This window comes from bacterium (assembly GCA_040754625.1).
GTDB lineage: Bacteria > JACRDZ01 > JAQUKH01 > JAQUKH01 > JAQUKH01 > JAQUKH01.
On the sequence record JBFMCF010000015.1, the window covers coordinates 1 to 11,664 of the forward strand.

Annotated in this window: 13 protein-coding genes; 2 read left to right on the forward strand and 11 right to left on the reverse strand. The window is 39.1% G+C overall.

The window, feature by feature from the left end; all coding sequences use genetic code 11:
- Both AB1498_00895 and AB1498_00900 read left to right on the forward strand, forming a co-directional pair.
- On the forward strand, window positions 1-602 hold a 602-nt coding region (locus AB1498_00895), incomplete at its 5' end, for an ATP-binding protein (protein ID MEW6086859.1).
- The gene (locus AB1498_00900) at window positions 603-974 is read left to right on the forward strand and encodes a response regulator (protein MEW6086860.1); all 372 of its coding nucleotides are present in this window, start codon (window positions 603-605) and stop codon (window positions 972-974) included. It begins immediately after the preceding gene.
- On the opposite strand, the gene lepA is transcribed toward AB1498_00900, so the two are convergent.
- The 11 genes from lepA to AB1498_00955 all read right to left on the reverse strand — a co-directional run bounded on the left by lepA (window position 975) and on the right by AB1498_00955 (window position 11,494).
- Entirely contained in the window at window positions 975-2,768 is a 1,794-nt protein-coding gene (gene lepA / locus AB1498_00905) for a translation elongation factor 4 (protein ID MEW6086861.1), read from the reverse strand.
- Between the two features lie 10 nt (window positions 2,769-2,778).
- A complete protein-coding gene (locus tag AB1498_00910; protein ID MEW6086862.1) occupies window positions 2,779-3,684 on the reverse strand; it encodes a hypothetical protein in 906 nt (301 codons plus the stop codon).
- A gap of 79 nt (window positions 3,685-3,763) precedes the next feature.
- Window positions 3,764-4,894, reverse strand: a complete 1,131-nt coding sequence (locus tag AB1498_00915; protein ID MEW6086863.1) for a metallophosphoesterase — start codon at window positions 4,892-4,894, stop codon at window positions 3,764-3,766.
- A complete protein-coding gene (gene murJ / locus AB1498_00920) occupies window positions 4,887-6,299 on the reverse strand; it encodes a murein biosynthesis integral membrane protein MurJ (protein MEW6086864.1) in 1,413 nt (470 codons plus the stop codon). The genes AB1498_00915 and murJ overlap by 8 nt, the downstream gene beginning before the upstream one ends.
- A 64-nt stretch (window positions 6,300-6,363) precedes the next feature.
- The gene (locus AB1498_00925; protein ID MEW6086865.1) at window positions 6,364-6,933 is read right to left on the reverse strand and encodes a flavin reductase family protein; all 570 of its coding nucleotides are present in this window, start codon (window positions 6,931-6,933) and stop codon (window positions 6,364-6,366) included.
- Entirely contained in the window at window positions 6,933-7,805 is an 873-nt protein-coding gene (gene speE / locus AB1498_00930; GenBank protein MEW6086866.1) for a polyamine aminopropyltransferase, read from the reverse strand. Before speE (AB1498_00930) ends, AB1498_00925 begins: the two co-directional genes overlap by 1 nt.
- A 15-nt stretch (window positions 7,806-7,820) precedes the next feature.
- Window positions 7,821-8,921, reverse strand: a complete 1,101-nt coding sequence (locus AB1498_00935; protein MEW6086867.1) for a type III PLP-dependent enzyme — start codon at window positions 8,919-8,921, stop codon at window positions 7,821-7,823.
- Window positions 8,918-9,880, reverse strand: coding sequence for a polyamine aminopropyltransferase (gene speE, locus AB1498_00940; protein ID MEW6086868.1), 963 nt, complete (start codon window positions 9,878-9,880; stop codon window positions 8,918-8,920). The genes AB1498_00935 and speE (AB1498_00940) overlap by 4 nt, the downstream gene beginning before the upstream one ends.
- A gap of 20 nt (window positions 9,881-9,900) precedes the next feature.
- A complete protein-coding gene (gene speD, locus AB1498_00945) occupies window positions 9,901-10,326 on the reverse strand; it encodes an adenosylmethionine decarboxylase (GenBank protein ID MEW6086869.1) in 426 nt (141 codons plus the stop codon).
- A gap of 63 nt (window positions 10,327-10,389) precedes the next feature.
- Entirely contained in the window at window positions 10,390-10,926 is a 537-nt protein-coding gene (locus AB1498_00950; protein MEW6086870.1) for a cupin domain-containing protein, read from the reverse strand.
- 241 nt (window positions 10,927-11,167) lie between these two features.
- Window positions 11,168-11,494: a hypothetical protein gene (locus tag AB1498_00955; protein MEW6086871.1), complete on the reverse strand. Its 327-nt coding sequence runs from the start codon at window positions 11,492-11,494 to the stop codon at window positions 11,168-11,170.
- Window positions 11,495-11,664: the final 170 nt, after the last annotated feature.

Sequence of the window (11,664 nt, forward strand, 5' to 3'; positions counted from 1 at the left end):
AGGTAATCTTATCAATATCGGACATACTTAACGAAAATACCGGGAAAGATAACTCCTGTAAAAAATATACCGAAGTAATAATCGAACAATCTCAAAAATTAAGCAACCTGATAGCCAATACGCTGAGTTTTTCAAGGTCTCCCGCATTGTTCAAATCTGAACAACAAATAAACACTCTTATTACAAAAACCGTATCTTCCTTAAAATATACTTTAAGTAAAAAAGAAATCAAGTTGGAAGTTAATTTAGCCGAAGATTTACCTATGATAATAGCTGATGGCTCAAAAGTCGAACAGGTTTTTTCAAATATACTCGTAAACGCCATTGACGCGGTTGAAAATAATGGTAAAATAAAAATCCGGTCTTCTTTTGACGGGAATAATATCGCAATAAAATTTATAGATAACGGCAAGGGGATATCTCCTGAAATCGAAAAAAATATATTTGAACCGTTTTTCACCACAAAAATAGATGGAACCGGAGTCGGGTTAACTTTATCAAAAAAAATAGTTGAAATGCACGGGGGGGTAATTAAAGTCTCGAGCAGTAAAGAAGACGGGACCTGTTTTGAAATAGTTTTGCCAAGAAAGGGTGTTTCTTAAATGTATAACATCTTAATTGTAGACGACGATTCCGCCATACACTTTGTGTATAAGGAACTTTTCGGGAAAATCAAAGAATATAATCTGATTTTAACCAAAAACGGCCTGGAGGCCATGGATAAAATGGCATCCAATAAAATTGACCTTATAATTACCGATATTAAAATGCCGGGGATGCACGGGATCGAACTTATCCAGCAGGTAAGAAAAATTGACCAGAATATGCCTATTATCGTGTGTACCGCTTTTCAATACATGAAGAATGATTACGAACTTGTAAATGCCAATCTTGCCGCGTATGTCACCAAACCATTTAAAAACGACCAATTCAAAGAACTTGTCCGGAATATTTTGAGCAGAAAAATATTATAACTATTCCCTTTTCAATACCGCCATGAATGCCTCCTGCGGTATCTCCACACGGCCAAGCATTTTCATCCGTTTTTTGCCTTTTTTTTGTTTTTCCAGAAGTTTCCTCTTGCGTGTCACGTCTCCCCCGTAAAGATAACCGGTAACATCTTTTCGATATGGTTTTATAGTTTCCCTGGCAATAACGCGGGAAGCTATTGCCGCCTGGATGGCCACCTCGAATTGCTGGCGGGGTATAATTTCCCTGAGCCTGCCCGCTAAATCCCTGCCGCGGTAAAATGCCTCGTCCTTGTGAGCAATAAAGGAAAGCGCCTCCACCTTTTCATGATTGATCAGGATATCCACTTTTACAAGGTCATCCGGACGGTAACCTATTAATTCATAATCAAAAGAACCATATCCCCTTGTCATAGATTTCAATTTATCATAAAAATCAACAATTACCGAAGATAAAGGCAATTCATACCGGAGTATCGCCTGGGTCTTATCGAGGTACTGGACTTCCAGATATTTCCCGCGCCGTTCCTGGCAAAGCGTCATCACCTGCCCCGTATATTCAGCCGGGATCATTATCATGGCCCTGATATAAGGTTCTTCAACAATTTCAATTTCGCTTGGCGGCGGGAATTCCGACGGATTTTCAATGAGCTGTATTTCGCAATTTCTTTTCATGACCTGGTATACTACATTTGGCGTGCTGATTATTAAATTAAGATTATACTCCCTTTCCAGCCGTTCCTGGACTATTTCCATGTGAAGCATTCCCAAAAACCCGCACCTGAAACCTATACCAAGCGCCTGGGAAACTTCCGGTTCATAAACAAAAGATGAATCATTTAAACTTAATTTTTCCAGCGCCTCCCTTAATAAATTGTGTTCATTTGCCTCTACAGAATATAAACCGCAGAAAACCATGGGCTGCATTTTTTTATATCCCGGCAACGGGATGTTAACAGGATTTTGCGCGTCCGTTACCGTGTCCCCGAGTGAAACGTCTTTGACCTGCTTGATCCCTGCGACAATATATCCTACTTCGCCGCAGGACAGTTCTTTTTCTTTTGACATTTCAGGATTAAACACACCGACATCCAGCACTTCAAAAACTTTATTATTAGACATGAATTTTATTTTCATACCGGGGGCCACCCTGCCCTGGAAAAGCCTGACGTAAATAACCACTCCTCTGTATGTATCAAAAAAAGAATCAAAAATAAGCGCTGATAAAGGAGAACCTTCCTCGCCTTTCGGGGCCGGGATTTTATTAATAATGGCCTGCAAAAGTTCCTCGATTCCAACACCCTTCTTGGCGCTGACTTCTATAATATCTTTTTCCTCACACCCTGTAAGGTGAACAACCTGGTTTTTTGTCCTTGGTATATCGGCGTTTGGAAGATCTATCTTATTGATTATCGGAATTATCCGCAGTTTATTTTCTCTTGCGAGATAATAATTGGCGATTGTCTGCGCCTCAACTCCCTGTGCGGCATCCACTACAAGGACGACCCCCTCACAGGCGGCAAGACTGCGGGACACTTCATAGCTGAAATCCACGTGGCCGGGAGTATCAATCAAATTCAAACGATAAACATCCCCTGACTTATCTTTATAAATGAGCCGGCAGGTATGGGCCTTTATTGTAATCCCACGCTCCCGCTCAAGGTCCATTTTATCAAGGACCTGCTCCATCATCTTTCTGCTCTGGATAGTCTCAGTACATTCCAGCAGGCGGTCGGCCAATGTGGATTTACCGTGGTCAATATGCGCGACAATTGAAAAATTACGAATTTTTTTTGACATATTTGTAGATTTAGTAGAACAATCCTATAGAGACTGAGTGAAGCTTTTCTGTTTTTTCGTCCAATCCTTCCTGCAGTTCCTCGGAATATGCATAACCAATATAATCGTTCCTGTCTTTTTGCGTAAACTGCAGCCTGAATCCGCCTGTAATGAATTCCGATTTGTTTAATTTATCAGTAAAATATCCAAGCTGCAGACTCATGCCCTGCTGCGGCAAAACGTCAATTCCGGCATGATAGTCCAGTTCACGCACGTCCTTTTGCGCAAAATGGTCAACATCAAAACCAATATTTATGACAGGGCTGAAGTTCAGCCCCAACCCCATTGTCACTTTTCTGGGATTTGTTGAAATATCGGGCTTTCCCAAATCGTATCCCATAATCCCCAGGGACAGTGATTCATGCAATTTAAAAAGCATGCCTAAATCAAAACTGAAGGCTGATTCTTTTATTGATGTTTCATCTATAACATTTTTATTTGTATTTTTTATATATTTTGCGTTGCCGCCGAAATAAAAATCTTTGCTGTAACCCTGGACCAATGAAATCAGAACAACATAATGGCGGTTCTTACCCTCGGGGACATTAATCCCTTTTGTATAAAATCCCAGCCCGCCGGCCTCGTTTTCCTGCGGGGAAGAATTTGCAAAGCTCATGTGCCCGCTATATGTGCTTTTACCGCCGCTTTCATTATAACCCATATCCAGAAATCCGCCTCTTAATTGAAGAATACCGGCTGGATTCACAAATATGGCGTTGGCGTCATCCGCAACGGCCGTAAAAGCCCCGCCTAACCCTAAAATACGGGAACCTATTGTTTTAGGTAAATTAACATCCTCTTTTACTTCCGAATCTGAAGCGGATAAATTCCCTGAAATTATTATAGGAATAACTAAACTTAAAAAAAACCTTTTCATTATCACTCTTTTTTTAAATATTATTTAATAATATACCTAATTTTGTATTTAATAGCAAGCGGTTTTTGGATATTTCCATCTATTTTTCAAAAACAATTTTAACGATTTCAGACTTTGAAAAAAGCCTTAAGGGAGGCGCCCATGTCCCTGTCCCTGAGGTAGTGTAAATAAAAGATTTTTTCCCGTTTTTGGGGTTAACTTCCGGATAAAACCCGTATGGATGCTTGTAATACAACTTAACAATTAAATCCATTGGAGGGATTTGCCCCGCATGCGTATGCCCGGAAAGATAAAAATCAATTCCAAATTTTGAAATATATTTATAAAAATCCGGCCTGTGGCCCAAAACAACAACTAATTTTTTGTCATCGGCTGTTTTAAAAACATTTTCTATCCCCGAAATAAATTCCCCGGGTATCTTGCCTGTTTTGTCGTCAAGCCCTATCAATTCCAAAAAACCGGAAATAGTGATTTTCTCATTCCTGAGAATTCTCATATTTGACTGCCCCGCGAACCTGAAAAAGGTGTTAACGCCCACATAATACTCATGGTTCCCCAAAATTGCAAAAACACCAAAACGTGAAGATAATTTCCTGAACTTGACGGCAAAATCATCCCGGTGATCTATTCCCCGCTCAATCAGATCGCCTGTAACAACAATAATATCCGGGTTTAACGCGTTGGTTTGCTCGACTATTTTCTCCACCCATTCACGGGATGACAAAAAATCCAGGTGCAGGTCTGAAAGCTGGACGATTGAAAAACTATTTATACCACCGGGGAGCTTTTCCGTTTTTATTTTTATTTCTCTCACTACTGGGCCGCGGTGAACGTTATAAAAAGAATACAAGCTCAATAATCCCGCGGCTACAATAGAAAAAATCGCAGAATAATACAAAAAATTATCTCCCCTGAAAAATATCATAAGAATATCTCTTATAAAAAATATTGCGACAGATATTGACACAATCCCGACCCAGACGTTTCCAAAATATGCCGCCATGTGAAAATTTTGTGCTACAACACTATGGGCAAAAATTCTTGTCAGGTAAAAAGACATTGACGATAAGAAAAAAAATGCGAAGATAGAGTATCTTGCGGCTGTTGCAAGGCATATTCCGTTAACAAGGCGGGTATAGACATAATAATGGCCGCCAAAGTAGACCAAAGAAAATATTGAAAAAAAAGATAAAAAACCAAATTTATGCATCTATTTTTTTTATACGAAAATGTATCAAGAAATAAACCAGAAAAAGATTTATCCAGCTTGCAAGCGAAAAACCTAACGCCAGCCCTAAAACACGGATGTCAGTTGTCTCCACAATACCAAAAAAACCAAAAATAAATTTATTTACGCGGTTTGCCGAACCCAGCAGCATTATAAAGAAAAAACTTGCCGATATATCAACAATGATACTGATAATATTAATAACAAGCGGTGTGACCGTATCCTGCAGGGAATAAAATCCCCTCAGGAAAAGCGGGATAAGGCCCTGGGGAAAAAGGCTTAAGCAAAAACAGGACAAGACAGCAGAAGTTATTGCCGTTTCTTTACCAGAAAATTTCCCGGTGGAAAGAAGCAATCGGACAATCGGCTGGCTGAAAATAAAAAGAATTACGCTTGAAAAAACCATAAAAAATATAATCTTACGGCCCGTTTTAAAAAGATTTTCCCTGAACTTCATGAAATTCTTTCCAGCCGCTGCTTCTGAAAGATGGGGAAACGCGGCCGATGTTAAAGAGATGCTGAAAAGCCCCAGAGGAAGGCTTTGTATATTATTCGCCAGGTTAAAAACGGCAATACTTCCTCCGCTTAAAACAGACCCGAAAATATTTGCAACCAGGACACTAACCTGGGAAAGGTCCATTGAGATAATCCGCGGGACAAAAAGCCTGGTAAATTTTTTTATGCCTTCATTATTAATATCAATTATTTTTTGATAGCGGTAACCAAGATATTTTGTTGCAATGAACTGGACCATCAAATGAGAAAAGGCTCCCATGACCACCCCCCCAGCAAGCCCTTTGATATCCAGAACAGGTGCTAAAAATACCACCCCGAATATTATGCCCAAATTATAAAGCATGGGGGCAAGCGAAATAACGATAAATCTCCTGAAACTTGTAAGCATGCTCCCGAACACACTGCTGATACTGAAAAAAAACGGTGAAAAAAGCATAATACGCGTCATCATTACCGTTTCAGCGTATTTTTCTCCTGAAAAACCCGGCACGATTAAACGCAAAATAAAAGGCGCAAAGATTATAAGTATCAGGCATCCCGCGCCCATAAAAATAAATACAACATTTAATATTGTATTGGCGAATTCCAGGCTTTCTTGGCTGAATTTCTGCCTTTCCCCGTTTTGAATATAACCGGTAAAAACCGGAATAAAGGCAATAGACAGTGTCCCAAGAATAAAAAGATTATAAAAAAAATCGGGTATTTGAAATGAGGCATAGTAAATATCCAGCGTTTCACCTGCCCCAAATTGATTGGCTAAAAGACGGTCGCGGACCAACCCCAGAAACCGGCTTAAAAGAGCGGAAAAAGCAAAAATTATACCGCCTGTCCCGATTGAGTTAGTTTCCCGGTTTAATAATCCGTTAAGCATAAATATTTATTATATCATTAAATATATATTTTTGCTTAAAAATACTTTATTTTTTGGAAATGTTTTATATTTTACCTTTGGTAAACCCGTATTTTCCGACTTTTTTCCCCAATGTCCAATATTCCTGGCTTGGCGGGCAATAAGTTAGAGGGTCTATCTTTTCGATCTGCCATCTGCCTTCATTATCTAAAACTTCTTCATTGACATGGACCGACAAAATCTCGGCTAAAAACGCGTCATGTGTCAAAAAATGCAGTACTTCTTTTGTCCGGCACTCAATATTCACCGGGCATTCATTAATTATGGGCGCCTTGACAATGCCGCCCGGTTCAAACGTAAAATTTGCCTCTTTAAATTTATCTGTGTTTTTACCGCTTACTGTGCCGCAAAAATCCACCTTTGCAAGATCCCTGGCGCTTGGAATATTAATCACAAAATCCCCGTTTTCTTTCAAAAGCTTATAGCTGTATCTTGAAGTCCTTACTGAAATATTCACCATCGGCGGTTCAGACGCGATTATACCAATCCATGCCAGTGTGATTATATTCGGTTTACCGTCTCTTCCCTGGGTTGTAATTAATCCTATGGGGCACGGCATGAGAAAGGTTGAAGGATTTAATTTTTTTTTGCCCATTATTTTTCTCCTTTTTGTAACATCCCATTAATAAAATCCGGCAGCGCAAAAGACGCTTTATGTATATTACTATTATAATATTTTATTGCGAAATTGTCAGATTTATTTTCAATTATATTTTTTTCAGGGTCGTATTTTTTTGAACAAAAAATAAAACTCATCATCCCAAAAGGACTGCTTGGGAGACAGGAAAGATATAATTTACTTATCGGGAAAATATCCGCAAGGCCTTTGTATGTTTTTTTCACAAGATTGAAGTTTGTCACCGGGGATTGCGAGGGAGTTACCATGATGCCCTCATCAGTTAAATGGTCAAACAAATCTTCAAAAAAATCTTTTCCTGTTAAATGCTGGATTGTGCAGATAGGGTCATAAGCATCAACCAGGATAATATCAAATTTTTCTTTAACCTCATTGATATATTTAGAACCATCGTTAAAAACAATTTTTACCCGTTTGTCGCTTAATCCCGCGCTAAGCGCGGGAAAATATTTTTTGCTTGTTTCAACCACCATTTTGTCAATCTCAACAACTGTAATCTGCTTAACATCTTTGTGCTTAATTACTTCCCTTACGACACCGCCGTCTCCGCCCCCTACTACCAGCACATTTCCGGGATTAGGATGTACGAATAACGGGACATGAGAAATCATCTCGTGGTAAATATATTCGTCCTTTTCCGTAAGGACAATTACGCCGCCCAAAATCAATACTTTGCCAAATTCATAAGTATCAAATACTTCTATTTTCTGAAAATGGCTTTTGCCGCTGAAACATATTTCTTTGACTTTTATTTCAAGCCTTATTTTATCAAACCTGCCGTCCGTTATCCACAAATTGCATGAATCAGATTGAAATGTTTCCTCTTTCATATTCAATCTCCTTCGCTATATTGTTATTATTCTTGTCGGTTCAATACAATTGAAATTAGTCGCGCTGGCGTTTGTGTATGAGCCCATATTCGGGAATATCAGCATATCGCCGATATCCAATTCCGGAAGCAATATATTCTTATAGACGATATCAAAAGAATCGCAGGTGGGTCCGGCAACCACACACGGTTTAAGTTCACCGCATTTTTCATACAGGATTTTATAATCACAGGCGTCATACACCTTGCCGGAAAAGGTCGAATAGAGCCCGTCGTCAATATAATACCAGTAAATACCCTTTCTTTTCGATTTTCCAACCACGCTCGCGACAAGCGTAAGGCTTGTCGCGGAAATAAACCTGCCCGGTTCCGCGATAAGCCGGCAATCTCTAAAATTTTTTTCCAGGTAATTATTTATAATGGAACATGAATAATCAATAGGTATGACATTTTTTGTATAACTGACAGGAAAACCGCCGCCGATATCCAGGGTATCAAAATATATTTCTTCGAGTGCGGCCAATTTGAATAAATCTTTGCAATATTCCAATGCTTCAATATATTTATAGGCATTTATATTCTGCGATCCGACATGAAAACTGATGCCTTTTACCGCAATACCTTCATTATGGGCTTTTTTAATCAAGTCCAGCGCATCTTTCGGTTCAGCGCCGAATTTCAGGGATAAATCAACAGGGCAGTCGGGGTTTGAAATTGAAATCCTGATCAAAACATCTAAATCTTTCCTGAAGTCCCTGAGCTTCGGAATTTCATATTCGTTGTCGATAATAAACAATTTAATTCCAAAATCAAGCGCGTATTTAATATCTTCTTTTTTTTTAATCGGGTGCGTGTAAATACATTTTGACGCGGGAATGTTGAGCCCCTCAAGAATTTTTATCTCACCAATGGAGGCCAAATCAAAAAAACCATCAATCTCTTTAATGGCCGTTAAAACCTCGATATTCGGGTTCGATTTAACGGCATAGTATAAATCTACTGACGGCAGGTGCTTTTTCAGGATATTATAATTCTCTTTGACCTGGCCCTTCGAGAGAAGTAAAAGGGGCGAGCCGAATTTGTCAATATAGGTTTTTGCTTTTTTAAAGGAAATCATTTATTTTTCAACTCAACAATATCAAGCCGGGAATATAAATTACAATCTACTTTTTCGGAAAATTCGTGCTTTTTGTCCGTCAGTACAGGCGCACGCTGTTTTCTGATAGCACTTATAAACGGGAATTCCGACTGCATTGATTCATGCATTAATCCTGAATACGCGTTGAGTTTCCCGATTTTACGTTCTTTTAAAATACGCGATATCCTGTCTTGTTTCAATTTCGACGTGTCTATGGCGTCGGAACAAACCCCTATTGACCATAGTGTAGCATACATCTGAATATATAAATAAAAAATATTCACATTTACAAACATGCTTTCCAGTGTCTTTATTATAGAATTAAAAATATTCGGTCTTGAGACGGGGGATTCAGTATGCATTGTCAAAATGCCGTTTTTATCTTTAAACGCTTTTTTGACATATTGAAAAAATTCTTTAGTATAAAGCATTATTGACGGCCCGAAAGGGTCCGTCATATCCATAATTACCACGTCAAATTTGTCTTTTGTGTTTTCCAGGTAGCCCCTTCCGTCACCTACAATAACTTTTACTCGTTTATCCCTGAAGCAGTTGTTATTGACATGCGCCAGGTATTTTTTTGAAAATTCTATGACCTCGCCGTCAAGTTCAACCATCACGGCATTTTTAACGGTATTATGCTTTAAGACTTCCCTTAAAATACCGCCGTCGCCGGCACCAATAATTAAAATATTTTCCGGAAATGGGTGTGAACACAGGGCTGGATGAACCATAGGTTCATGATATAAAAACTCATTTTTCTCGCCTACCTGAGTAACATTATCAAGCAGTAAAACATTTCCAAACTCAGGTGTTTCCAAAAGCTCTATTTTTTGAAACTTTGTATTTTTTGAGATTAATGTTTTTTTTACCCTGTAAAAATAACCAAAATTGGGATTAAGCTTTTCTACTATATATCTTTCTCTTTTGTTAGACATCTTCTCATTTACAAGTTTCCCTATACTTCAAGAGGAACTTCAAGTTCCGAGAGATCATCAACCACAATCTCGGGTTTATGACGCAATATCCTGACCCCTTCAATTTGCCCGCGTTTCATTTCCATAGTTGTAGAATGGTTCGATTTCAGTTTTTCTTTCAGAAATTCAAATGCCTTCCATGGGTCAACAGTTTCCCCGCAGGTAAATAAATCTACGGCCGCGTAACCATACTCCGGCCATGTATGAATTGCCAGATGTGATTCAGCAATAACTACAACCCCACTGACTCCATGCGGATTGAAAAGATGAAAAACATTGTCAACAATAGTAGCTCCACTTCGAATAGCGGCCTCATCCATAAATCTTTTGATTGATTCCAGATTATTCAAGATTTTACGGTCACACCCAAAGTATTCTACCAGAATATGACGTCCTAATGCTTTCAATTTTCCATCCTCCTTATTAGCCGGATTATCCATACGGAATCACCAGCCGTTTAGCATCGCAATTTAAAACATGGGCGGCGATGAAACCCATAAAACAACTGCTATCCTGCGGCCGACATTTTGCAGGTAATGAACTGTATTAGCCGTGAAATAAAAACAATCTTCCTCTTTTGCGTAAAAAAACTTTGTCCCAAGCCTGACCGCGATCTTCCCTTCCACTACATACCCGAATTCCTCGCCTTCATGCGAATCCTCGCGCGGTGTTTTCTCTCCCTGCGACAAGATAACAAGCGCCGGTTCCATTTCCCTGTTCTGGGCCGCGGGAACCAGAAGTTCAAACCTCTTTACCCCCCGCTTTTCAACTTTTACCCTGTCCTCTTTCCCGAACACAACCTTTTCCTGCACCGTCTCCCTGAAAAAATCAGCCGGCGACTCATCAAGCGCCGCTAAAAGCTGGACCAGGCTGTCAACCGACAAAGAAGTCAGGTCATGTTCTACCTGGGAAATAAAACCTTTTGTCAGGTTCGCCCGGACCGCCAGTTCTTCCTGTGTCAAACCGCTTGCCTGCCGCAATTCTTTAATTCTTTTCCCAATTTTCACCCAGCTCTTCGCCTCCTGCTATATTCGCCAAGCAACATCTCATTGTTTACCTCAACCCTTCTTGTTTTTTTTCATTTTATTATCACAAAGGGCTGGGTTCATCAAATTCCCAAAGACTGTTATACAAAACAAAAAGTTTAGTAAACTAAACTTCAAAATAATTATATAATATTTATTTTGTTTGTCAAGTATTTTTTCGGTTTTTTTTGATTTTTTTTTAGGTTTTTTTTATGGATAAAATTTATTTGACCATACTCCCGTTTTCGACAATTTTTTCCGGGCTTATTATAACGGGGCCGTTTGCAGATGAGGCGGCGAGAAGCATCCCTTCCGAGAGAATGCCGCGCAAAGGTTTCGGTTCAAGGTTTTCAACAACTACAACTTTCTTTCCTGTTAATTCTTCCGGTTTATAGGATAATTTTATTCCCGCGACAAGCTGTATAGTTTTGTCGCCGAGGTTTACTTTTAAAACAAGCAATTTATCCGCGTCCGGGTGCGGAACAGCTTCCAGTATTTCTCCGGTTTTTAATTTTATTTTCGCGAAATGATTAATATCAATTGTTTCCATAACTTCCTTTCTTTTTTACTGTTCTACACAATAAATTATTTTTTATGGTTCTGTTGAAATCCTTTAATATATAGCCCGAAGAAGACGAAAAGCTCCTCCAGAGAGAAATCTTTGGAAAAAGGAGGAGCTTTCGTGAAACAACTTACAAGCTATGAACAGTTTATCCTGGT

Bases quoted from the DNA above. Each gene is read 5' to 3' on its own strand.
- AB1498_00900 (MEW6086860.1), top strand. From the start codon at position 603: ATGTATAACATCTTAATTGTAGACGACGATTCCGCCATACACTTTGTG.
- lepA (MEW6086861.1), bottom strand. From the start codon at position 2,768: ATGTCAAAAAAAATTCGTAATTTTTCAATTGTCGCGCATATTGACCAC.
- AB1498_00910 (MEW6086862.1), bottom strand. From the start codon at position 3,684: ATGAAAAGGTTTTTTTTAAGTTTAGTTATTCCTATAATAATTTCAGGG.
- AB1498_00915 (MEW6086863.1), bottom strand. From the start codon at position 4,894: ATGCATAAATTTGGTTTTTTATCTTTTTTTTCAATATTTTCTTTGGTC.
- murJ (MEW6086864.1), bottom strand. From the start codon at position 6,299: ATGCTTAACGGATTATTAAACCGGGAAACTAACTCAATCGGGACAGGC.
- AB1498_00925 (MEW6086865.1), bottom strand. From the start codon at position 6,933: ATGGGCAAAAAAAAATTAAATCCTTCAACCTTTCTCATGCCGTGCCCC.
- speE (MEW6086866.1), bottom strand. From the start codon at position 7,805: ATGAAAGAGGAAACATTTCAATCTGATTCATGCAATTTGTGGATAACG.
- AB1498_00935 (MEW6086867.1), bottom strand. From the start codon at position 8,921: ATGATTTCCTTTAAAAAAGCAAAAACCTATATTGACAAATTCGGCTCG.
- speE (MEW6086868.1), bottom strand. From the start codon at position 9,880: ATGTCTAACAAAAGAGAAAGATATATAGTAGAAAAGCTTAATCCCAAT.
- AB1498_00955 (MEW6086871.1), bottom strand. From the start codon at position 11,494: ATGGAAACAATTGATATTAATCATTTCGCGAAAATAAAATTAAAAACC.